Source organism: Pantoea sp. VS1, assembly GCF_002207995.1.
GTDB classification, from domain to species: Bacteria; Pseudomonadota; Gammaproteobacteria; order Enterobacterales; family Enterobacteriaceae; genus Pantoea; species Pantoea dispersa.
Genome location: NZ_NHZE01000052.1, coordinates 54,958 through 75,121, shown reverse-complemented (window position 1 = coordinate 75,121; position 20,164 = coordinate 54,958). Strand labels below are relative to the sequence as shown.

General features: G+C 57.3%; 23 protein-coding genes and 1 tRNA gene. 9 read left to right on the top strand and 15 right to left on the bottom strand.

The window, feature by feature from the left end; all coding sequences use genetic code 11:
* Positions 1-4: 4 nt before the first annotated feature.
* Positions 5-415: a flagellar basal body rod protein FlgB gene (gene flgB, locus CBW22_RS20930; RefSeq protein WP_088517762.1), complete on the bottom strand. Its 411-nt coding sequence runs from the start codon at positions 413-415 to the stop codon at positions 5-7.
* A gap of 230 nt (positions 416-645) precedes the next feature.
* Between flgB and flgA the strand changes: the two genes are divergently transcribed.
* From flgA to gap, 5 genes are all read left to right on the top strand, one after another.
* On the top strand, positions 646-1,335 hold the full coding sequence (flgA, locus tag CBW22_RS20925) for a flagellar basal body P-ring formation chaperone FlgA (RefSeq protein WP_088517761.1): 690 nt from the start codon (positions 646-648) through the stop codon (positions 1,333-1,335).
* 66 nt (positions 1,336-1,401) lie between these two features.
* On the top strand, positions 1,402-1,689 hold the full coding sequence (flgM, locus tag CBW22_RS20920; protein WP_058757435.1) for a flagellar biosynthesis anti-sigma factor FlgM: 288 nt from the start codon (positions 1,402-1,404) through the stop codon (positions 1,687-1,689).
* A 5-nt stretch (positions 1,690-1,694) separates the two neighbouring features.
* The gene (locus CBW22_RS20915; protein WP_088517760.1) at positions 1,695-2,150 is read left to right on the top strand and encodes a flagella synthesis protein FlgN; all 456 of its coding nucleotides are present in this window, start codon (positions 1,695-1,697) and stop codon (positions 2,148-2,150) included.
* Between the two features lie 49 nt (positions 2,151-2,199).
* The gene (locus CBW22_RS20910; RefSeq protein WP_058757529.1) at positions 2,200-3,180 is read left to right on the top strand and encodes a GlxA family transcriptional regulator; all 981 of its coding nucleotides are present in this window, start codon (positions 2,200-2,202) and stop codon (positions 3,178-3,180) included.
* A 77-nt stretch (positions 3,181-3,257) separates the two neighbouring features.
* A complete protein-coding gene (gap, locus tag CBW22_RS20905; RefSeq protein WP_058757433.1) occupies positions 3,258-4,268 on the top strand; it encodes a type I glyceraldehyde-3-phosphate dehydrogenase in 1,011 nt (336 codons plus the stop codon).
* A gap of 38 nt (positions 4,269-4,306) precedes the next feature.
* Here the strand turns inward: gap and CBW22_RS20900 are convergent, their stop codons facing one another.
* Entirely contained in the window at positions 4,307-5,101 is a 795-nt protein-coding gene (locus CBW22_RS20900; protein ID WP_088517759.1) for a helix-turn-helix transcriptional regulator, read from the bottom strand.
* Positions 5,102-5,187: 86 nt separating this feature from the next.
* Here CBW22_RS20900 and CBW22_RS20895 point away from each other — a divergent pair, with 86 nt between their 5' ends.
* On the top strand, positions 5,188-6,363 hold the full coding sequence (locus CBW22_RS20895; protein WP_088517758.1) for a YbfB/YjiJ family MFS transporter: 1,176 nt from the start codon (positions 5,188-5,190) through the stop codon (positions 6,361-6,363).
* A 5-nt stretch (positions 6,364-6,368) separates the two neighbouring features.
* On the opposite strand, the gene phoA is transcribed toward CBW22_RS20895, so the two are convergent.
* Positions 6,369-7,775, bottom strand: coding sequence for an alkaline phosphatase (phoA, locus tag CBW22_RS20890; RefSeq protein ID WP_088517757.1), 1,407 nt, complete (start codon positions 7,773-7,775; stop codon positions 6,369-6,371).
* 245 nt (positions 7,776-8,020) lie between these two features.
* Here phoA and CBW22_RS20885 point away from each other — a divergent pair.
* Together CBW22_RS20885 and hxlB are read left to right on the top strand one after the other, a co-directional pair.
* Positions 8,021-8,108 (top strand) — tRNA-Ser (locus tag CBW22_RS20885).
* Between the two features lie 727 nt (positions 8,109-8,835).
* Positions 8,836-9,396: a 6-phospho-3-hexuloisomerase gene (hxlB, locus tag CBW22_RS20875; RefSeq protein WP_088517756.1), complete on the top strand. Its 561-nt coding sequence runs from the start codon at positions 8,836-8,838 to the stop codon at positions 9,394-9,396.
* A gap of 160 nt (positions 9,397-9,556) precedes the next feature.
* Here hxlB and CBW22_RS26405 read toward each other — a convergent pair whose 3' ends face one another.
* The 3 genes from CBW22_RS26405 to CBW22_RS20865 form a co-directional block, all read right to left on the bottom strand.
* Positions 9,557-9,694, bottom strand: coding sequence for a hypothetical protein (locus CBW22_RS26405; RefSeq protein ID WP_021509915.1), 138 nt, complete (start codon positions 9,692-9,694; stop codon positions 9,557-9,559).
* Positions 9,695-9,890: 196 nt separating this feature from the next.
* Entirely contained in the window at positions 9,891-10,898 is a 1,008-nt protein-coding gene (locus CBW22_RS20870; RefSeq protein ID WP_088517755.1) for an XdhC family protein, read from the bottom strand.
* Between the two features lie 178 nt (positions 10,899-11,076).
* Entirely contained in the window at positions 11,077-11,775 is a 699-nt protein-coding gene (locus CBW22_RS20865; RefSeq protein ID WP_088517754.1) for a response regulator, read from the bottom strand.
* 226 nt (positions 11,776-12,001) lie between these two features.
* On the opposite strand from CBW22_RS20865, the gene CBW22_RS20860 reads away from it, so the two are divergent.
* On the top strand, positions 12,002-12,622 hold the full coding sequence (locus CBW22_RS20860; protein WP_088517753.1) for a response regulator transcription factor: 621 nt from the start codon (positions 12,002-12,004) through the stop codon (positions 12,620-12,622).
* A 32-nt stretch (positions 12,623-12,654) separates the two neighbouring features.
* Here CBW22_RS20860 and CBW22_RS20855 read toward each other — a convergent pair whose 3' ends face one another.
* The 9 genes from CBW22_RS20855 to CBW22_RS20815 all read right to left on the bottom strand — a co-directional run bounded on the left by CBW22_RS20855 (position 12,655) and on the right by CBW22_RS20815 (position 20,137).
* The gene (locus tag CBW22_RS20855; protein ID WP_088517752.1) at positions 12,655-12,984 is read right to left on the bottom strand and encodes an Hpt domain-containing protein; all 330 of its coding nucleotides are present in this window, start codon (positions 12,982-12,984) and stop codon (positions 12,655-12,657) included.
* 69 nt (positions 12,985-13,053) lie between these two features.
* Complete coding sequence (locus CBW22_RS20850; protein ID WP_088517751.1) at positions 13,054-13,680, bottom strand: response regulator transcription factor; 627 nt, start codon at positions 13,678-13,680, stop codon at positions 13,054-13,056.
* 526 nt (positions 13,681-14,206) lie between these two features.
* Positions 14,207-14,698, bottom strand: coding sequence for a type VI secretion system baseplate subunit TssE (locus CBW22_RS20845; protein WP_088517750.1), 492 nt, complete (start codon positions 14,696-14,698; stop codon positions 14,207-14,209).
* Positions 14,699-14,712: 14 nt separating this feature from the next.
* On the bottom strand, positions 14,713-15,495 hold the full coding sequence (locus tag CBW22_RS20840; RefSeq protein ID WP_088517749.1) for a type VI secretion system accessory protein TagJ: 783 nt from the start codon (positions 15,493-15,495) through the stop codon (positions 14,713-14,715).
* An 18-nt stretch (positions 15,496-15,513) separates the two neighbouring features.
* Positions 15,514-16,152 carry a TagK domain-containing protein gene (locus CBW22_RS20835; RefSeq protein ID WP_176428160.1) on the bottom strand — a complete coding sequence of 213 codons (639 nt, stop codon included), beginning with the start codon at positions 16,150-16,152 and terminating at the stop codon, positions 15,514-15,516.
* A gap of 166 nt (positions 16,153-16,318) precedes the next feature.
* The gene (locus tag CBW22_RS20830; protein WP_088517747.1) at positions 16,319-16,582 is read right to left on the bottom strand and encodes a PAAR domain-containing protein; all 264 of its coding nucleotides are present in this window, start codon (positions 16,580-16,582) and stop codon (positions 16,319-16,321) included.
* 65 nt (positions 16,583-16,647) lie between these two features.
* A complete protein-coding gene (locus tag CBW22_RS20825) occupies positions 16,648-19,038 on the bottom strand; it encodes a type VI secretion system Vgr family protein (protein ID WP_088517746.1) in 2,391 nt (796 codons plus the stop codon).
* 43 nt (positions 19,039-19,081) lie between these two features.
* On the bottom strand, positions 19,082-19,756 hold the full coding sequence (locus tag CBW22_RS20820) for a hypothetical protein (RefSeq protein ID WP_088517745.1): 675 nt from the start codon (positions 19,754-19,756) through the stop codon (positions 19,082-19,084).
* Between the two features lie 15 nt (positions 19,757-19,771).
* The gene (locus CBW22_RS20815) at positions 19,772-20,137 is read right to left on the bottom strand and encodes a type VI secretion IcmF C-terminal domain-containing protein (protein ID WP_088517744.1); all 366 of its coding nucleotides are present in this window, start codon (positions 20,135-20,137) and stop codon (positions 19,772-19,774) included.
* Positions 20,138-20,164 lie beyond the last annotated feature (27 nt).

Sequence of the window (20,164 nt, the reverse complement as noted above, 5' to 3'; positions counted from 1 at the left end):
CAAATTATCCTTGCAGCACGCTCATCATTTTTTTAATTTCCCCGTTGAGAAAGGTCAGCGATGACTGATATTTCACATTGTTGTCGGCGAATTGCACGCGTTCACGATCCATGTCTACGGTATTACCGTCGGCGCTGGGCTGATCCGGCACGCGGTATAAAAGTCTGGCATCCGGCAGCACGCTGGTCTGCGCGGCAATATGTCCTTTAGCGGTGATCGCCAGCGTCAGGCTGCTGTTATTTACGCTATCCGCCTGTACGCGCGCCTTTAATTGTTGCGTAAAATCAATATCGCGCGCCTGATAGCCAGGCGTATCGGCATTGGCGATATTGCCCGCCAGGATTTGCTGCCGTTGATTGAGTAAACCCAGCGCCTGCTGTTGAAAATGCAGCGCATTACTTAGCTTATCCAGCATCGCTCACCTTTCCGCCGTTAAAAATTGACGCGTGCATTCTAGTGGCGCAGCTAACAATTTTTATACTGCGAAGAAATCGCACAAATATCCGCAATTAGCCGGATAAATTTTTTTGCTGCGCCCGACCCGCGTGAAGCAGATAATCAACCGCAGAAGTGCGACCATATTCCGCCATTCATTAAGCGGCGGTTGCTTTATACTGGCGTCCTCTTTTTTCAGGTTATTTCGCGATGAATGCGTTTCCTTCACCACCTCTGGCGCTGACGGTGGCGCTGCTGTGCTGCGCTCCGCTGGTTTCAGCGCAAAGCACACTGGAAAACCAGCTCAGCGCCTGGGTGCAGCAGCATCAGCCGATTGCCGCAGACGTGGCGGTACACCAGCAGGTACGGCTGCTGTCGCGCGGTAAGGCGCTGGATACGCTGTGCGCCGCGCCGCAGTTCAGCGCGGTCGGCCAGCCGGCGCGGATGGTGGGTAACCGCACGCTGACCGCACAGTGCGGCAGCCGGCGCTATTTTCTGCAGGTTGAGGTCAGCGCCACCGGCAGCTGGTATGTGGCGCAGCGCGCGCTGGCACCGGGAGAAACGCTGAGCGCGGATGATCTGCGCCGCGTCTCCGGCGATCTCGCTGCGCTGCCGCCCGGCGCGTTGTTACAGCAGCAGGCGCTGATCGGTCAGGTTACGCTGCGTGCGCTGGCAGCGGGACAGATTCTGACCCAGGGCCAGCTGCGCCGCAGCTGGCGTATACGTCAGGGAGAAGAGGTCGATATCGTGGCGCAGGGTCAGGGCTTTCGCCTGCGCAGCAAAGGCAAGGCGCTGAATAACGCGGCGGTCGGCCAGACGCTGGCGGTGAAAACCGCCGCCGGTCAGCGCGTGCAGGGCGTGGTGAGTGCGGACGGAAAAATTTTACTCAGCCTGCCGTAATAAATTTTAGATTTTTTCGTTTGCCCCGATAGAAACAGTAAAGCCGCGAAAAAACAGGACCTATCTATGAGCATTGACAGAACGCAAACCACGTCGCCGGTGCAGAGCATCAGCACGCTGGCCGACCTGCGCACCGCACCGTCAGCGCGCGAGCGTGCCGAACCCCGCAGCGTGCGCAGCAGTGACGATCACGTCAGCCTGAGCAGCTACGCCCGGCAGGCCACCGCAGACGACAGCCGCGATATCAACAGCGCCCGTCTGGACGCACTGCGTGCCGCGCTGAATGACGGCAGCTATACCCTTGATACCGACCAGATCGCTGCCGCGCTGGTCGATGAAATGTTTAACGGGTAAGTACGATGACGACCACCGGGGACACCCTGAGCAGCGTGCTGCAGCAGATGCAGACCGCACTGGCCGAACTGGCGCTGGTATTAAAAGAGGAAGTGGCGCAGCTCAACCGCAGCCAGATCAATCCGGTCTCGCTGCAATTACTCACCGACAGCAAAAGCCAGCTGCTGGCGACGCTACAGCACTATGACGACTGCCGCCGTGCCGGTGAACAGGCTGAGGGTGTCGCGGCGCCTTACGCAACCGACAGCGCGCTGGCGGCGCAGTGGCGCAAGGTGCTTGAGCAGGTGCACGCTAACAACCAGCATAACCAGCGCGTCCATCAGCTGCTGGAGATGCACCGCAGCAAAACGCAGCAGCTCAATCAGCTGGTGCAACAGGCCGGTGCCGACCAGCGCCTGTACGGTGCCGCCGGAAGCGCCCCGTCTGATGGCCGCGGCCGGGTATTCAGCTCGCGCGCCTGATAGCCCTTGCTACATTGACTTCTTTCGTGGCGCAGGTACATTTTACGCCATGAAAACCTTTCTGATTATTGTCCCGGACGGCGGCATGCTGTTCGAAGCGGCGGGTATCGCCGACATCCTCATGCACGCCAACCTGCACCTGCCGGTGGGCGTGGCTGGCGCACGCTATCGCATCAGCATCGCGACCACGCAGCCGCATCAGGTGATCCACGGCCAGTCTGGTCTCAATCTGCTCGCCGACCTCAAACTGGCTGAACTCGATCCGCGCGAACGCTGGGACACCATCATGATTACCGGCCGCGGTGATAACCCCGAAGAACGCAACATGGTGGTGGACTGGATTAAGCTGGCTGCCCCGCAGGCGCGCCGCGTGGTGTCGATTTGCGGGGCGGCGATGCTGCTGGCGGAGGCGGGATTGCTGGATGGCCGGCGCGCCACCAGCCACTGGCGTTTGCTGGACACGCTGCAGGCCAGCTATCCGCGCGTGCAGGTTGAAGGCGGCCCGCTGTATATCCAGGATGGCCCAATCTGGACCTCTGGCGGTGTCAGCTCCGGCTTCGATCTGACGCTGGCGCTGGTAGAGGAAGATTTTGGTTTCAGCGTGGCGCGCGACATCGCACAGGATATGGTGATGTATCTGCGTCGTCCCGGCGGCCAGATGCAGTTCAGCCGCTTTCACCTGCAGTCCGTCAGCGAGTCGGGGCCGATTGCTCAGTTGCAGAGCTGGATCGCCGCCCATCTGGCGGAAGACCTGTCGGTGGAGAAACTGGCGGCCCAGGTGGCGATGAGCCCGCGTAACTTTACCCGCGTGTTCAGCCGCGAAACCGGCGTTTCACCGGCGCGCTATGTGGCAGAAGCGCGGCTGGCGGCGGCGCGCGAGCGGCTGGAGCAGACGCGCGAGACACTGGAACGCATCGCCACTGCCACCGGCTTTGGCAGCAGCATTAACCTGCGGCGCAGCTTCGAGCGCCAGCTGCATCTCACGCCTAACGAATATCGCCAGCGCTTTCACAGCCGCAAAATGGCGTAAAGTGATCCTTTTTTGTCGTTTACGCCAGCGCGCCTCCGCCCTACAGTGACTGCAGTAACTTCACTAAGGAGTCAGTCATGATCAAGGTAGGCATTAACGGTTTTGGCCGTATCGGACGTAACGTATTCCGCGCCGCGCTGGGCAGCAGCGACATCGATATTGTGGCGATTAACGATCTCACCGACAGCAAAACGCTGGCGCATCTGCTGAAGCACGACTCCCTGCTGGGTCGGCTGCCGGCAGAAGTCAGCGCTGGCGACGGCGAATTGCGCATTGATGGCAAACCAGTGCGCGTGTTCAGCGAGCGCGATCCGGCCAATATTCGCTGGCGTGACGTGGGCGTGGATATCGTCATCGAAGCCACCGGCTTTTTTACCGAGCGTGACAAAGCCGCGGTGCATATCACGCACGGCGGCGCCAAGCGCGTGATCATCTCTGCGCCGGGCAAAAATGATGATTTGACGATTGTGATGGGCGTCAACGACCAGCGCTACGATCCGCAGCAGCACTTTGTGGTGAGTAACGGCAGCTGTACCACTAACGGCCTGGCGCCCGCCGCGCAGGTGCTGCATCAGGCGTTTGGTATTGAGCACGGTCTGATGAACACTACCCATGCCTATACCAACAGTCAGGCGCTGCATGACCAGCCAGAGAAAGATCTGCGCGGCGCGCGTGCGGCGGCGCTGTCGATTGTACCGTACTCCAGCGGCGCGGCTAAAGCGCTTGGCCGGGTGATTCCGGAACTGGAAGGCCGCTTAACCGGCTACTCGCTGCGCGTGCCGGTGCCGGTGGTCTCGGTAGTGGATCTGACGGTAACGCTGAAACGCGACGTGACGGCCGAAGAGGTGAATGACGCCTTTAAAGCCGCTGCTGCTGCCGGCCCGCTGCAGGGTATCCTCGGCTACAGCGATGAGCCGCTGGTCTCCAGCGATTATCAGGGCGATGCGCGCTCATCGATCATCGACGGCTTATCCACGCTGGTGATTGGTGGCAACCTGGTGAAGATCCTTGCCTGGTACGATAACGAATGGGGCTTCTCCAACCGTCTGGTTGACCTCGCGCGCCTGATGGCACAGCGCGGTCTGTAATCTCCCCGGCGGCGTGCGCCCGACCCGCGCACGCCGCGCTAATGCGCCAGATAAAAGATCAGATGCATTCCCGGTGCCTGCTCAATTTGCAGCGAGGTAAAGGTGTATGTCTGCATCCTGCCTTCGACATCAATCAGGGTTTTATTGCCCGCGCCGATTTTCCCCACATCATGGTCATTCCACAGCGTGCGAAACCCGGCGCTGCGCGCCAGCAAATCCTCGATCACCACTTCGAATTCCTGCGCCTGATTGCTGGCGGCATAACCGGCGCGAAACGCCGACAGCGTATGGCGTGCCGCCTCTTCCCAGCCATAAATGCGCTGCTGGTAGGCTTCACTGATGAACATCAGCTTGAGCGAGTTGCGATCCGCCGGCGGCAGGGCCGCCCAGTCGACAATCAGCGACTGCGCTGCCGGATTCCAGTAGACAATATCCATGTTGGCGCGGCGCACAAATGCCGGATGCGGGTCCAGCGCATCCACCATCGCCCTCACTTCAGGCGGCAACTCATGACTGAAGGGTTGCGAGTGTGCGTTACCAAACACCAGCGCTTCAAGATACTCCTGCTCGGTAACCGAGAGATGTAGCACTTTGCCGATGCGCTGCAGCGCGGCGGGCGAAATACTGATGTCGCGACCCTGCTCGAGCCAGGTGTACCAGCTGACGCTAACCGCCGCCAGCTGTGCCACTTCTTCGCGCCGCAGTCCGCTGACGCGCCGGTTTTGCCGGCTGAAGCCATAGATCTGCGGATCAATACGCGCGCGCTGGCGGGTAAGGAAGTTTTTCACATCTTCACCACGCGATTTGACGGTCTGGGTATGACCTGTAGTCATAGGATAAACCACCCCATTTTTCACTGACTGATTGACATTTACTATCACCGGACAGAGTAAGGTATCTCAGCGGAGTAAAGCAAAGTATGTCAGCAGATTCAGTTTCCGCCGGACGGCAAGCAGTCCGGCACACCCGGGTGAGCCTGATCACCATGCTTACCGGCATGGTGACCCTGATTGTGGTAATGGGTATCGGCCGCTTTTCACTTACGCCGCAGATCCCGCTGATGATCGCCAACGGTCACCTGACCCTCTCCAGCGCTGGTGTGCTGGCGGCGATGAATTACATCGGCTATCTGCTGGGCGCACTGCACGTGAGCCGCATCACCGCCCATCACGCGCGCTACCTGAAGGCCGGTTTGCTGGCCACCGCGCTGGTGACTCTGCTCTCCGGCTTTAGTCATGCCTGGGTGCTGCAGTGTCTGTTCCGTGTGGTGGCGGGTATCGGTGGTGCCTGGGCCCTGATTATTGTCACCTCCTGGACGCAGATGGTGCTGGCACAGCAGCAGGCCCCGCGCATGTCCGCCGCGGTATTTGCCGGCCCGGGAGCCGGCATCACCCTGAGCGGCGTGCTGGCGTGGCTTATCACCCGGTTACACCTGAATGACGATCGCGCCTGGCAATGCTATGGCGTGGTAGCGCTGGCTGGCGTGCTGCTGGTGTGGCGCGCGCTGCCCGCGTCGCTCCCCGCCCGGCAGCGGGAAAGTGCGCCGGCGGCTCCAGGTCGCGCGGTAAAACGGCTATGGCTGGCCTATACGCTGGCCGGTTTCGGCTACATTTTGCCCGCGACGTTTCTGTCACAAATGGCGCACAGCCTGTTTGCGCAGGGTCAGCTGGCAGCGCTTTTCTGGCCGCTGTTTGGACTTTGCGCAGTGGCTGGTGTGGTGCTGATTATGCTGTTTTCAGCGCGCCTGAATACGCGCCTCAGCCTGGCGTGGGTTATGATCCTGCAGGGGCTGGGCGTGGCCAGCGGCGTGCTCATCCCGGGCGTGAGCGGGCTGCTGATCTCAACGGTGATGGTCGGGCTGGGATTTCTTTCGATTATGCAGCTGTCGATGCAGCTGGCGCGCGCCGTCTCCAATATCAGCGTGGCAAAAACCGTGGCGATATTGACGTCAGGCTATGCCACTGGCCAGCTAATCGGGCCGCTGATCTCCGCTGCCAGCGTGCAGATTTTTGCTTCCCTGCACCCCGCGCTGCTGCTGGCCGCTGGCGGACTGGTGCTGGGCGGGCTGCTGGTGCTGCGCATCCGCCCGCACTGACGCGCTTACTTCAGCGCCATCGCCTGCTTCAGCGTGAAGAACAGGTCGGTCTGATCGGTGAGGCCGACCACATTCGCCGCGTGTGGACCGTAGGCCGCGATGCGCAACTGGGTGCCGGTGTGCTCCTGGGAATCCTCTTCCGAGTTACCATAACTGATGGTCATCACTGCGCCATCTTTGGTGTTGAGCGCCTGAGTCAGACCCGGCGCTTTAGTGCCGTTTTCGACGATCTGGCTGCTGTGCGCGTGATCGGCGGTGACCACCACCAGCGTATCGCCGTGCTCGCGCGCATACGCCAGCGCCACCTGCACCGCCTCATCTAAATCGACGGTTTCACCAATCTGACCGCACGGGTTAGCAGCGTGATCCTGCTTATCAATCGACGCGCCCTCCACCTGCAGGAAGAAGCCGTTGTCGTTGTGGCTGAGCAGGTCGATGGCTTTTTGCGTCATCTGCGCCAGGGTTGGCATTGATGCCGGACGATCTTTGTTGACCTCACAGGTCACCACCGGCTTATCCAGATTGCCGTGATAGCTGGCTTTCGGCCCCTGCCAGCGCACCGGCATGTTGCCCTCAGAGAACAGCCCCAGCAGTGGCGTCTGTTGATTCGCCTGCTGTACCGCATTCAGCGCGGCGAGATTATCGACCAGCTGGAACCCCCGTACTTCGGCCTGCTCGCGCAGGGTTTTCCCCTGGTAGTCGCCCGCCTTAGCCCGCTCAGCGAAAGATTTGGCGCCGCCGCCCAGCGTGACGTCGGGACGGGTTTGCAGCAGCTGCTCGCTGATCGATCCTTTCCCGCCCTGCTCCAGCGCGTTACCCGGACACAGCTCAGTGGTTTTTTCCGGGCCGTAGCATTTGCGCGAGGTAACGTGCGCCATCAGCGCGGCCGGCGTGGCATCCTGCAGTTCTGCGGTGGAGACGTTGCCGGTGGCTTTGCCTGCTGCTTTCGCCAGTTCAAGCAGCGTGACCTGATCTGTGCCGTTGACATCGACGCCTATCGCACCGTTATAGGTCTTCGTGCCGGTGGCCCAGGCGGTGGCCGACGCGGCAGAATCCGTTACGTAGTTTGGCTTATGCGTTTTCTTGTCCAGCGAGTAATGGGTGTACTGGCCGGTGAGCGGCAGCGCATCAATACCGGGAAAGAAGCCGCCAGCCCCCATGGCCTGATTGCGCGCCGCGGTGATTTCGGAATCGCCCATGCCATCGCCAATCAGCAGGATGACATTTTTCGCCGTGCTATTGCTCAATGAGGCTTTCAGCGCCTCGGTCTGGTCGCCGCTCAGGCGACGCGCGCCGCCGTGCTGGGTGATATCGCCGGTGGCGGCGCGTTGATAGCTGGCGCTCTCTGCCAGCGCGGACGGGGTGGTGAGTGAAGCCAGCAGAGAGAGCGTGAAAAGAGGTAAGCGTTTCATTTATCAGCATCCTTATCCGTAGATATAACCAAATGTTTCCGCCGACAAGTCTGCGACAGTGCGGTGACACTTTTGTGTCAGTTAAGGAATGTTTTGATGACACAAGCGGCAAAGTGGAGAGGCTTAAGGCAATCTGCGCAGAGGTTAAGCGAATAGAAAAAAAGGAGAAAATAGCCCTTGACCCTTATCGCTGAACTCCCTATAGTAGCGCCCCGTTGACCCAGTGCGGTCAGCAAACAAAATGTGGTGAGGTGTCCGAGTGGCTGAAGGAGCACGCCTGGAAAGTGTGTATACGGCAACGTATCGGGGGTTCGAATCCCCCCCTCACCGCCATCATTTATATAAAAGTGCCCAGTTAACAGCTTGGCATTTTTATTTGTATATTCTCCCGACCTGGGGGGATGAGAATCCCCGATGGGGGTTCGACAACTGGCGCATGCCAGTTGGACAGCGGAGCCTGCGACGCTGCCCGCAGGGTGAGCGAAGCGAATCAATCCCCCCCTCACCGCCATCATTCAGAGAAGAGCCTGTACGCAAGTACGGGCTTTTTTCTTTTATATTCTCCAGACGTGGGGGGATGAGAATCCCCGATTGGGGGTTCGACAACTGGCGCATGCCATTCGGACAGCGGAGCCTGCGACGCTGCCCGCAGGGTGAGCGAAGCGACAAAACGGCAGGATAGCCGTTTTGCATGGCTGCAAGCCACCCGAAGGGCGAGGCACAGGGATGTGCCGAGTGACATCAATCTCCCCTCACCGTCATAATTTATATAAAAGTGCCCAGTTAATAGCTGGGCATTTTTATTTGTCTGTTATCCAACCGCTTTTGTGCCACAGGACGCATAATCGAAAGAACCCTTTTCGCTGCAATATCGCGTGGGCAGCGGACCGTGTACTCTTACCGGAAATTCTGCAGGGTATCCTTTTCATCCACTGATGATGTCGCTGAATTAAGAGGGAATGCGCTATGACCAGACTGAAAAAGCACCGGCCATGTTCCGGCCACTCTTTTCACTGCTTAATGAGACGGACGAACCATTGCCTGACGGGAGAGCGTTAACATGGCCGTTCAGTCAAACGTATCTCATATTCTTAACGAACTCGCGCACAACGCCCGACAGATAGACGAGAGCCAGGCGCAGGCATTGATCGCACATATTCGCAGCGCGAAACACATTTTCCTGCAGGGCGCCGGGCGCAGCGGCATTGCTATCCGCGCGTTCGCTAACCGTCTGTTGCATTTGGGTTTCTCTGTCAGCCTGGTCGGTGAAATCTCGTCACCCCACTCCAGACCTGGCGATTTATTGATTATTGGTTCTGGCAGTGGCGAAACCGCGAGCCTGAAAGCGCTGGCGCTGAACGCCGTTGAGCGCGGTGTCGATGTGGCACTGATTACCCTGAAAGCAGATTCAGGCATCGGCAGACTGGCCAAATGCGTGTTGGTGTTACCCGGCAACGTTAAAACCGATAACGCACGCAGCGCCGGACGATTCTCGCAGCCAATGGGCTCGGCCTTTGAGCAGCTTTGCTTCATCACCTTTGACGCCATGGTGCTTGAAATCATGCATCAGTGCGGTGAAACCAGCGAGAGCATGTTCAGCCGCCATGCGGACTTCGAATAACAGCATAACGCGTTCCCGAACGTCGCTGATTTATACGCGGCATACCTGAGAGCGAAACCCTGTGTGCTGCCACGGTGTTACCGCTGATACTGGTGTACAGGTTAGATAATTTATTCTGTTTATATTTAAGCGTAATTGATTTCCCTGGTGCCGGACTCAGTTATTGATGTGGATAAGGCCACGCATGATCGAGGCCGGTTGATGACAGGATGCCCGTGACGGCCAGCCAGGCGATCACCAGCGCGAAGACAATAATTGCTGTAATTTCAATTGATTTAATCCAATGACGCTTAGCCATAAATACCCCTTCTCAGTTCAGGTGTTTGTACACGCTTCTCTGAAGATAAGATGTTACCGGTAAAGCGCAAGCGTTGATCACATCATGAAACATAAAGCACAGCTTATTGATTATTTTCGGCGCGAAAATTTGGCATAGCCGATTGCCCGTCTGCTGGCGTCCTGCTGCATCCGGGTTTTTCGTGGGGTGAGTGATGTTATCCTTCAGACGCTGCGTGCACCGGGCTGAGCGCATCCGTTGCCGCTAACCCATTTTTGTGACGCACAATATCCGCCATGATTGCCAGCGCGATCTCCGCCGGGGTTTTGCTGCCGATATCCAGCCCAACCGGTGCGTGAATGCGCTGCAACTGCGCCGGCGTCAGCTCCGCAATCGCGCTCAGGCGCGCTTTGCGTTTGGCGCTGTTGCGCTGCGAGCCCATCGCACCGAGATAAAATGCCGGCAGATTGACCGCTTCCATCATGGTGAGATCGTCAATACGCGCATCATGCGTCAGCGAGAGGATCGCCGTAGCGGCATGACAGCCCTCGCGTTCCAGATACACTGCCGGAAACTGCTGCACCAGTTTGACGTCCGGCGCCAGTTCGGCCGCCATATTGCTCAGCACCTCTTCACGGTGTTCACAGACGATGGTTTCGAATCCCAGCGCCAGCGCGAAGTTGGCACAGTAAACAGCGACGCTGGAGAGTCCGGCAAGGATCAGGCGCGGCGCGGCACTCAGGGTCAGAACGATTTCACCGTCAGTGACCTGGGTGCGGGTGCGGCGGGTATAAGGCGCCGGCTCGAGCGCGTGACACGGCTGCGGCAGCGTCAGGCGTTTGGTGATGGCTCGCGCGCCGGTCAGCGCATCCTCCAGCTGCTGTAAATAGCGCAGCGTGGCGGCACCGGCTGGCAACTGTTCGACCAGAATATCCAGTACGCCGCCGCACGGCAGCGCGCGGTCAGGCGTGTCGCCCCCCTCACCGTAGCGCACCAGTTGACTGGCGGCAGAGAACGCCTGCTGCTGAACGCGGGTGATAAAATTCTCCTCGACGCAGCCGCCGGAAAGGGAACCGCTGTAGCGCCCATCGGCGCGAATCACCATCATCGCGCCCGGCGGGCGCGGCGATGAGCCGTACGTGCTGAGCACGGTACACAGCCACACCGGCTGCGCTTCCGCCCACTGCTGCGCCGTTCTGATTACCTGCACGTCAGGGTGATACATGCCTCTCTCTCCGCTTAAGGTGTTGTGCCATGTTTACTGACGCTGCAGGCGCTGCGTCAGGCTGGCGGGTTAGTGTCGCGTACCCTGTCATTCTGTGATCGCCGATCGTCCGGGTCAACGTGTTGCAGGATTCAGACCCGACAAGCATAACAACGGAGGGATGATCCCAGCGCCTGTGTTATGCCGTGTCATCCGGTTCGCTGCTGCGATCGGCATACAGTTTAAATAGCTCAGAATCAGAGCCGAGCCCCAGTTTTTTCTTCGCCGCCTGTTTATGACCACTGATGGTTTTGGGGCTGCGCTGGAATTTGTCCGCGATTTCTGTGGTGGTCATGCGGTTGAGAAAACAGCGTATCACGTCAGCCTCGCAGGGCGTCAGCAGGTGGCTCAGGCGCTGATGAAGGGGGCTGATTCTCCCGGGCGGGGAATTTTCGCTGACCTGCACGGGCAACTGCAGGTTAAGACTGGCAGAAACATAGCGCTCACCGGCGGCCACGGTATGAATCGCGTCAACGTAGCGCGGGCTCTCCTCACCTTTATGAATATAGCCTTTAATTCCTGCCTGAAAAGCCGCGCAGACAATCGCCCGACTGGCCACCGACGAGACCAGTAAAACAGGCATATCGGGATGGGAGGTGTGAATTTGCGGCATTAGCGCCAGCCCGTCAGGCTCACTTTCATCAAGCCGGTAATCCAGTACGACTACATCCGGCGTCGTCAGCCGTAAATGTGCCAGTAATTCATGGCTACGGGTAAAACATCCCGTGACATGCAGGGACGGATATTGCAGTGCCATTATCTCAAAGGAATAATGGATCAACGGATGATCATCCAGCAGCGCAACGGAGATTTTTTTATGCCGGTTAATAAATGTCATCACACAGCCCTATGACGCCCAGGAATAATGTCATCATAGCGATAGCGACTTTTAAGCCGGCTCATCCAATACTTATCTGGCTGTAAGGAATATCTTACCTGCCCTGTTCTGCCCGTAAAGTCCACTCTCTTCCGATGATTTATTTGATGCTCTCTGGCAACATTATTCATGCAATGTGCGATGCCGACTGCGCATATTCAGGGCTATTTTTACACCAGGCGAGTTTATGAAAATAATTATTTATGATGCGCATCCCCTCATGCGTGATGGACTTGAACATCTGGTTGTGAGCCGGGGTGACACGGTGATCGCTTCGACTTCACATGCCGCCCCTTTAGTGGACGCGGTGGCGGCGGGTCAGGCCGATCTGTTGATTATCGATCCCCTGTCGCTGCCGGCGCTGGCACTGGACGAACTTCGCCTCAGCGCGCTCAGAGGAAACGATTTGCGCTGCCTGGTGTTTACTGCGACAGAAAGTGCCGCCTGGCTGCTGCGCGGTGCCAGCATTGTCCTGCTGGGTTGCCTCAACAAAAGCGCGGGTCTCAAGGCCATCAATGCGGTGCTTAACGGTCTGGCCGCCAGTCGCCAGGCGGGGTTACCCGTGGCGTGCTCGCCGCAGGAGCCAGCAGAACACGCGCTGGATGAGCAACATTTACTCACCACTCTGACCCGGCGGGAACTGCAGATTTTACGGCAGTTAGGGGGGGGCTTTACCAATAAGATGATCGCGGATGAAATGGGGCTGAGCCCGAAGACCATCAGCACTTACAAGCGCAATATCATGCATAAATTAAAAACGCGTAATGCCAGCGAGTTAATTCGCTTCGCTCAGCAGCATGGCTTCTGACAAAACGCGATGAACCGCACCACGCGTGCTGATTAGTCATTTTCTTCCGTTACGTCAGCCAGTGTAATGGCATGGCGCAAACGCAATAAATAGTGCTCCAGCCGCTGCTGCAAAGCCTTATACATTACATCAGGAACCGCCGTTTTGGTGGTGCCATGGCGGCACTGCGCTTCAAAATGCAGACAGGCCTGTGCCAGGCGAGTCTGATGGGCAATGCGCAAGCTGCCCGTCATGCGATGAACCAGATCGGCGATCCTGATGTTATCGTCTGGCAAGCTGAGTCGTTTCATTTTTGCCAGGTCCTCTGTCAGTGTCGTGACCATTAACGCCATCATGGTGTCTTCAAACTGGCGATCCATCATCAGCCTTGCCGCCTGTCATCATGGTTTATGTCGTTATTTTAACATGGGTCTGGTTATTAACTCTGTCAGTTAAAGCAGCTGATTGCGTCGGGCAAAATCAATTAATTCCACCACGGTTTGCGCATTGAGTTTATGCTTCAGACGATGCTTATACGTACTGATGGTTTTTTCACTTAATAGCAGCCGATCGCCAATTTGTTTATTGCCCAGGCCTTTCGCGATATGAATGAGCACGCTTAACTCACGGTCGGAAAGAGTATTAAGCAGGGTGCTGTCACTGCACTCGCCGGCTGGCAGCAGCGGCGTGGGTTGATCATAACGGGGAAAATAGCTGTAGCCGCGCATCACCACCCGGATAGCATCGGTGAGTTCGCTGAGACCATCCATTTTGGTGATGAAGCCATCGGCGCCGGCCTGCTGACAGCGCTGCGCAAAATGGGCGCTGACCTGTGACGTCAGGACCAGAATTTTTAAGGGCAACGCCAGGGCGCGTAATCGCTCTAAAACCTGCAATCCATCAATTCTGGGTAATCCGATATCCAGCAGCACTAAGTCGGGCAACAGATCGCGGGTTTGCTGTACCGCATCCACACCATTGTCAGTTTCTGCCACCACCAACATCTCCGCTCTTTCCAGTAGCGTTTTGACTGCGAACCGAACCACAGGATGATCTTCCACGATGATCACTTTTTTCATTTTGGTCTGATGCCCTGGCATTAAATGAGACAATTAGCTCAAATGAAACGTCGTGCTAAGTCAGGCTACGATAGCGACACACCCCGGAATAATCTGTAGGAGATCGCTTATTATTGTGCTGCCCCGGCCTGATTAAAATAACATTAACACGATGATATAAAAGCATTTCCGTCAAACACAAAGCATTTAGCCCAGCCATTTAACATCAGGATAAGGAATAATGGGAAAAGATAATACTTGCGCTGACAGGCGTGGCAGGGGCATTTTCGCCCGCAATATTGATAACGAATAACTAACATTATTCACCACCCTGACGTGAAAGTCAGGGCGATGGGCCAGTGATAACGCCGTGGTTGTTGGTTTTTAGTGAAACCTGGCTTAATAAGCGGAATTTCAGAGATCAGCAGCAACATCAGAACATAGCTACCAGGTTGCCAGCGTGACGATGAGAAAATAGACAGCGCACTGCCCTGCTGACGTTTGCTGCACCCGCTATTTCACCCGCTCGTGCTGTTCACTCTCCCGCTCAGGTTAACTGCAGATTAATGTTTTCGGTTTCGACTTCGTAGCGTGCACCGAGACACAGATCAAAGGGCTGAGGTGACCATTTTACCAGGGCATGAATCGTGAAGCTGATAATCCCCTGCTTTATTGGCGCGCGCCGCTCGCCATTCAGGCTGACGATAATGCTGTCCGCCAGCAGTCGGGGTTCAAAACGAATCAGTGCTTCGCGGATGAGATGCTCAAGTCGGTTCCAGTTATGGGTATTTGAGTAGCTGCCGACTTGCGGCGAAACGCCATAATTGAGCACCGAACACGCCACTTCACGATGAATACCCTCATCGAGCTGTGGCTCAATATTAGCGTTATTCAGGATTTCACTGATATTGGCCAAAATTAACGTCTTCATTTTACGCTGGTCAAAATGGAATTTGTCCCAGGTTTCCTCACGTTTCCTCGGTTCGTCATCCAGCAAACGTTCCAGCAGGCAAGGCAGATACGGTTTTTTCTCTTTCATCTCATCCCGCCCACTTAGCGATGAATGTCGCCTGCCTCAAACAACGCGTATTCACCGCTGCTGGTGATCCACATTTTGCGGCCGTGGCCGGTAAAACGACCGTGTGCATTTTCATGCCACTCGGTCAGTGTCCCGAGTAAAAAACGCGCATCGCTGTCGCTGGCGAGCGGATAGCGCGCCGGAATATAGCCCTTATGGCTGCGTCCGTTCACGACTAGCGTTGCCGGTGCCCAGACGAGATCGGTCAGCGCTGCGGGTTTTTCCACGCTCAGCCGATCAATTTCCGCAAATGGCACCCAGCGATAACCGCCGGCTGAGATAAATTCACACACCGGACCCAGCCGATCGTCCCCATCAGCCATCCACGCAAAGTGGTCCATTTCATCACTGTAGCCGGCCAGCATACTGGCCGCTTCCAGCGCGCTCTGCCTGACCTGCTCACCTTCCCCACCCTGACCGGCGTGGTAGAGCGCATTGGCTTTGTTCAGCAAACCACACCACTCGGGGAGCGCATCGCCCAGGTTGCCGGCTTCACGCTCGCCGGTCAGCACCAGGCCACGTAATCGCTCGCTCAGAATTAAGTTTTTGTACAGTTCACACTGGCGTATCGCCTCAGGATCGGTTTTCGCCACAATCTCCAGCTGGCGGAGCGCGCGGTCCCAGTCAGCCTGCAGGCAATAGAGTTTACTTAGCTGAATGCGTAAATCGCTGCTGACTGGGTTAGCTTTCACCGCCGCCACCGCCTGCGCCAGAGTCTGTGTAAGAGCCTGCTGACCAATCAATCCGTTAATATTCATCTCTATGTCCCTCCGGTTTTATAAGTGGCTGTCCAGCTCCAGTTTATAAAGCTCACGATAAACCAACTCAGATACCGCGCGTTTTTCGATCTGTTTAAGATGTTCCGGGGCTAACTCCCGTAATAACTCAACGGATATCACCGCTTCATCTTCAGGCAGATCCTGCGCATCGATCATCAGATCTTTAAATATGCGCGCCATCATGACGCTGTTATCGATAACGCATTCTGAAACCGTCTTATTTTTTATTTCGTCCTGAATATGCAGGCTGTCACTGAAACGCTCGGGTGCCGGCGTGTTATGCGGCTGATTGTCACGCGCGATATTTTGCTGTTCACCCCACAGCAGATAGTGCTTATATTCCTGCGCCAGTGATTTCAGCGGATCATCATCACGCAAGCCTTCGCTCACGTACCCGGCGGCCTCACGATAAGGGGTATAATGCCCACCGTGATTGATCAGTGATGCCAGATCAGGAATCGTTTCATCAATGGGCAGCAAGTGGCTAATCCCGTCTTCAGCGGGATCGTCACAGACCTCGAGCAGAAATTGTCCTGCCTGTATCCGTGCCCCCACTTGCAGCGTCAGTGTTTCCCCCAGCGCGAGCGGCTGCCCCTCCACCCGGCACACATACTCCTGCGCTTCTGCGCCAATCATCAGCCGCTGATGACGCAGCCAGAATAACGTCTGGCTGGCATCGGCCAGTCGCTGTTCGCTAAATTGCCCGGTTATCACATCGAAACAGAGCGGCTGATGAACGTTATGGTGTGGCAACAGCGCAACGCGGCCAGGCCGTTCTGGCCAGACGATCTGAATTTGCATGTTATCCGCCAATCAGCACATTGCCGGAACCCGACACAATCTTGGCGCCGCATGCTGTCGAATCTGACAGACGCCCGGCGGGCTGGTTATTGATCAGCACCGTACCCGATCCCGAAGCCACCACGGTTGAGCCATCAATGCTGCAGACTGCGTTACTGATGCCGACCGGGGCCGCAGGCAGACTGTTGATCATTACATCACCTGAGCCACTGACAATGGTGCCGCCATGGCTGATTGAGTCGCTGACACGGGCAGCAGGTTTCATTTTATGCTTCCTTTGCATGAGGGAGATAAAGGGGAGGAAAGCCCTCCCCTGATGCACCGTAATGGTTACGGCTCCGGTGTCGCCGAGCCGGTTGGTGTCGGCGTTGGTGTCTCTGTCGGCGTCGGCGTTGGGGTTTCTGTTGGCGTCGGCGTCGGGGTTTCTGTCGGCGTCGGCGATGGGGTTTCTGTCGGCGTCGGTTCCGGCGTCTGGGTCGGCTCTGGCGTCTGAATCGGTGGCCAGACCGGCAAGACCGGCAGTGGCAGCGGTAACGCGATGCCGCCCAGAATGGGTCGGGCTTTCATCAGCCCACCGAGCCCCGCCAGCCCGGCCAGACTGGCCAGCCCAACGCCACCGGCAGCGACGGCGGCAGAATCACCCGGGTTAATTTCGACAATACCGCCCTGAATCACCACGCGTGATTTGCCGACAATTTTAACGGTATTCGCAGTGAGGATGGCCTCTCCGCCCGCGCCAATGCTGACCACGCCGCCGACCGCCAGGGTGGCCGCACCGCCTACGCTGATCATGTGCGCGCCGCCAACGTTGGTCAGCATCGCGCCGCCGACGTTGATCATCTTGGCGCCCCCCACGTTGGTGGAGTGTGCTGCGGCGACCGTCATGCTGTAGGTGCTTCCGACCTGCACGCTGGCGCTACTGCCGATCATTTTGCTGTAAGCACTGGCGACCGTTTTTGAGTAACAGGAACCGACAACGATGTCGCTGTTTGATCCGATCTGCAGGCTGGAATTAGAACCGATGGCGTAAGTCGCGTTGGCCCCGACATTTTTGGTGTAATCGGTTCCGACCACTAATTTACGGTTCGAGCCAACGCTGATATCTGAATCCACGCCAATCGTCTGCGTTTCATTGCGTTTGGTCAGGCGATCCATATCACGCTCGGCCTGCTCCCAGTAATACTCCTGACCAGGCTTGTCCTCAAAACGCACGCCGTTGTAATTGGCTTTGCCGCCACCGATGGTGCGGCTGATCAGGCCGCTCTGCGTGGCGTTGACCGGCAGATCCCACGGCGGCAGGGTAACGTTGTTATACAGATTGCCCATGATCAGCGGACGGTCAGGGTCACCGTTGATGAAATCAACAATCACCTCATGACCAATACGCGGGATGTAGATGCCGCCAAACTGGTTACCGGCCCACGCCTGACTGACGCGCAGCCAGCAGGAGTCGGATTCACGGTTTACGCCATAGCGGTCCCAGGTAAAGCGGACTTTTACCCGGCCATATTCATCCGTCCAGACTTCTTCTCCTTCTGGTCCGACAACGATGGCATTTTGCGGTCCGTAGGTGCGCGGTTTTCTTACCGTCTGCGGGTGGCGATAAATTTTGCTGGTGGGCTGCACGCTGAACTGGCAGTTAACACTGTACGTCGCTTCATCGGTGACCTGGTTAATTTCCTGAATCTGCAGGGCGCTGGTAATCACCATGTAGTCGCGGTTGACCTTCTCAACCGGATAGCCCACCAGCGAGAACCAGGTCCCGCATACTATCCCCCGCAGTTCACCACTGCCTGACGAACGCGAACCTCTGCAGCCGCGCTCTTCAGCCCGGATGCGCGCCAGCTGTTCGCCAATCGCGGGTTGCTCATAATCTCCCGGCCAGTGAAACACCTCCATTTGGTTGAAGCTGGTTTTTCTCGCTTTGACATCCACCGAGAGAATATCGGCGCGCGATTTGGTGAAGTCATAATCATTGGTCACCCAGCGACCGCTGGTCAGCATCTCCTGATGTTCAAACACCGCGATATACTCTGCGTCGGCCTTCGGTTCATCGGGCAGGTAATCAATGACATGATAGGCGGCGCTGTCGGTCGCTTTGTGCGCGCCGACATGGTCGACCAGAATCAGCTTGTGTTTCTGCTCCTGATGCTCATAGAACCAGTAGATGCCCCACTCTTCCATCAGTCGTTCAATAAAATCGAAGTCGGTTTCACCGTACTGCACCTGATAATCCAGCGTCGGGTAACGGGCAGTGAGGCGCTTTTCAAACGAGAAAGCGTAGTCAGCCAGCACATCCTCGATAATCTCGACGACATTTTTTTGCTGGAAAATTTTAAAGTCAGTAGTGAGCGTGGTCAGCCACAGCCACGGACGGATAACAATTTCAAACAGCGCCTGGTTGGCATCACGCCCTTTGTAGCGAGCCTTTTCCACCAGCCCGGAGAGTTCACGCCTGCCGCGGCCGACGCCGGGGAGATTCCCCAGCCCGTTACCATCCAGTTCGATACACACGGTCATCTCTTTGCCGATTAAAGCTTTAATATCCACATTCGAGGCTGCCTGCCACGGAATCAGTGGATTTGCCGGTGTTTTCACCAGCAGCGTATAGCTGTAAAGGGTGGAGAACGCTTCTTCGCCCTCTATGCGGTTTAAAATCAGCGCCGGTTCACCCAGTAACATGGGCATCGCCGGGCTGCTAAGTGTTATCGTCCTCGACATAGTCATTCCTGTTATACGATGGGTAGTGCAAGCGCCTCAGCGCTCATGCCACGGGGTTAGCCAGCGATTTCCGCTGCGATTCAATCAGTTGTCCATGGCGATTTTGCCGCCAGAGCCAGAGATAGCCGGCAGGTAACAGGCAGTCAGGCCAGTGCCGCCAGGGCATGACATCGCCCCCCTTTTTTCCTTCCAGCACAAAATCCGTTTCACAGCGCAATTCACTCAGGCGCTGGCGCAGCTGAGCATGTTGCGTTGCTGGCCGGAGAAGTTGCTGCCAGCGCGGCACGAACATATGCGCCAGCAGCTCGCGGCAATCCGTGGCAATCTGTTCGCTCATCGCCCCCCGTTCTCCGTCCTCACGCCATGCGGCCAGCGCACGCATCATCCAGAACGGCAGGCCGGGCTCCAGTTTCAGCAGGCGCACCAGATCGGTGCCACGCAGCAGCACGGCGACCATCGCCCTCGCGCTTTGCCCTGCGTCGGTCACACACGCGCCGGTCAGGTACAAGCCGGGTGATACGTGGTGTGCGGGCATGACGAAGCACCAGGGATATTTCGCCAGCGCCGGCTGCGACAGCAGCGAAGGCATGGCCAGACTGAGCGACGAACTGAGCTGTGCTAGCTGTGCCGCGCTTTTTCCGCCCTGTGTTTGCTCATCAATAATCCCGGGCAGCAAGGCCAGTAAACGCTTAACGGGAACACCGCGTTTCATCCACATTTCCGCGTGTTCTCCTTACCCTGGGCAACGCATGTCGCGCAGGATCTCCTGCAGGGTGTGTTTACCGTTGTCGAGACCGGCAATCTCCAGTTCCACCGGCTTGCCTCCCAGCGACCATTGATAAATTTGCCCCTCTCCGCGCTGGCTGGTGCTGACACGCTTTGCGCTGTCCAGCCAGCGCAGCACTGCCCATGCACCGTCAAAAGTGAGGTCGGGCATGGCAGACGAGGGAAGCCGCTGGCCTGTCATTCTGACGGCAGCGTGCAGCCCGCCGGCTGGCCAGTGCAGCGCCTGCGTAATAACCGGGCCATGCGAATAACGCAGCGTTTCTGCGCCGATGTTCAGCGTCAGCTGAGAGATTGCCGGTGACAGGTAATGCACCTGGGTGGTCAGGTTGAGTGATACCCT

What these genes read in the sequence shown, in the direction of transcription:
- CBW22_RS20895 (WP_088517758.1), top strand. Translation starts at nt 5,188, where the DNA reads ATGTCAGCAGATTCAGTTTCCGCCGGACGGCAAGCAGTCCGGCACACC.
- CBW22_RS20865 (WP_088517754.1), bottom strand. Translation starts at nt 11,775, where the DNA reads ATGACATTTATTAACCGGCATAAAAAAATCTCCGTTGCGCTGCTGGAT.
- CBW22_RS20870 (WP_088517755.1), bottom strand. Translation starts at nt 10,898, where the DNA reads ATGTATCACCCTGACGTGCAGGTAATCAGAACGGCGCAGCAGTGGGCG.
- CBW22_RS20910 (WP_058757529.1), top strand. Translation starts at nt 2,200, where the DNA reads ATGAAAACCTTTCTGATTATTGTCCCGGACGGCGGCATGCTGTTCGAA.
- flgM (WP_058757435.1), top strand. Translation starts at nt 1,402, where the DNA reads ATGAGCATTGACAGAACGCAAACCACGTCGCCGGTGCAGAGCATCAGC.
- CBW22_RS20900 (WP_088517759.1), bottom strand. Translation starts at nt 5,101, where the DNA reads ATGACTACAGGTCATACCCAGACCGTCAAATCGCGTGGTGAAGATGTG.
- CBW22_RS20835 (WP_176428160.1), bottom strand. Translation starts at nt 16,152, where the DNA reads ATGATTGGCGCAGAAGCGCAGGAGTATGTGTGCCGGGTGGAGGGGCAG.
- CBW22_RS20840 (WP_088517749.1), bottom strand. Translation starts at nt 15,495, where the DNA reads ATGAATATTAACGGATTGATTGGTCAGCAGGCTCTTACACAGACTCTG.
- flgA (WP_088517761.1), top strand. Translation starts at nt 646, where the DNA reads ATGAATGCGTTTCCTTCACCACCTCTGGCGCTGACGGTGGCGCTGCTG.
- CBW22_RS20830 (WP_088517747.1), bottom strand. Translation starts at nt 16,582, where the DNA reads ATGAAACCTGCTGCCCGTGTCAGCGACTCAATCAGCCATGGCGGCACC.
- CBW22_RS26405 (WP_021509915.1), bottom strand. Translation starts at nt 9,694, where the DNA reads ATGGCTAAGCGTCATTGGATTAAATCAATTGAAATTACAGCAATTATT.
- gap (WP_058757433.1), top strand. Translation starts at nt 3,258, where the DNA reads ATGATCAAGGTAGGCATTAACGGTTTTGGCCGTATCGGACGTAACGTA.
- CBW22_RS20825 (WP_088517746.1), bottom strand. Translation starts at nt 19,038, where the DNA reads ATGTCGAGGACGATAACACTTAGCAGCCCGGCGATGCCCATGTTACTG.
- CBW22_RS20860 (WP_088517753.1), top strand. Translation starts at nt 12,002, where the DNA reads ATGAAAATAATTATTTATGATGCGCATCCCCTCATGCGTGATGGACTT.
- flgB (WP_088517762.1), bottom strand. Translation starts at nt 415, where the DNA reads ATGCTGGATAAGCTAAGTAATGCGCTGCATTTTCAACAGCAGGCGCTG.
- CBW22_RS20845 (WP_088517750.1), bottom strand. Translation starts at nt 14,698, where the DNA reads ATGAAAGAGAAAAAACCGTATCTGCCTTGCCTGCTGGAACGTTTGCTG.
- CBW22_RS20855 (WP_088517752.1), bottom strand. Translation starts at nt 12,984, where the DNA reads ATGATGGATCGCCAGTTTGAAGACACCATGATGGCGTTAATGGTCACG.
- CBW22_RS20915 (WP_088517760.1), top strand. Translation starts at nt 1,695, where the DNA reads ATGACGACCACCGGGGACACCCTGAGCAGCGTGCTGCAGCAGATGCAG.
- CBW22_RS20820 (WP_088517745.1), bottom strand. Translation starts at nt 19,756, where the DNA reads ATGTGGATGAAACGCGGTGTTCCCGTTAAGCGTTTACTGGCCTTGCTG.
- hxlB (WP_088517756.1), top strand. Translation starts at nt 8,836, where the DNA reads ATGGCCGTTCAGTCAAACGTATCTCATATTCTTAACGAACTCGCGCAC.
- phoA (WP_088517757.1), bottom strand. Translation starts at nt 7,775, where the DNA reads ATGAAACGCTTACCTCTTTTCACGCTCTCTCTGCTGGCTTCACTCACC.
- CBW22_RS20850 (WP_088517751.1), bottom strand. Translation starts at nt 13,680, where the DNA reads ATGAAAAAAGTGATCATCGTGGAAGATCATCCTGTGGTTCGGTTCGCA.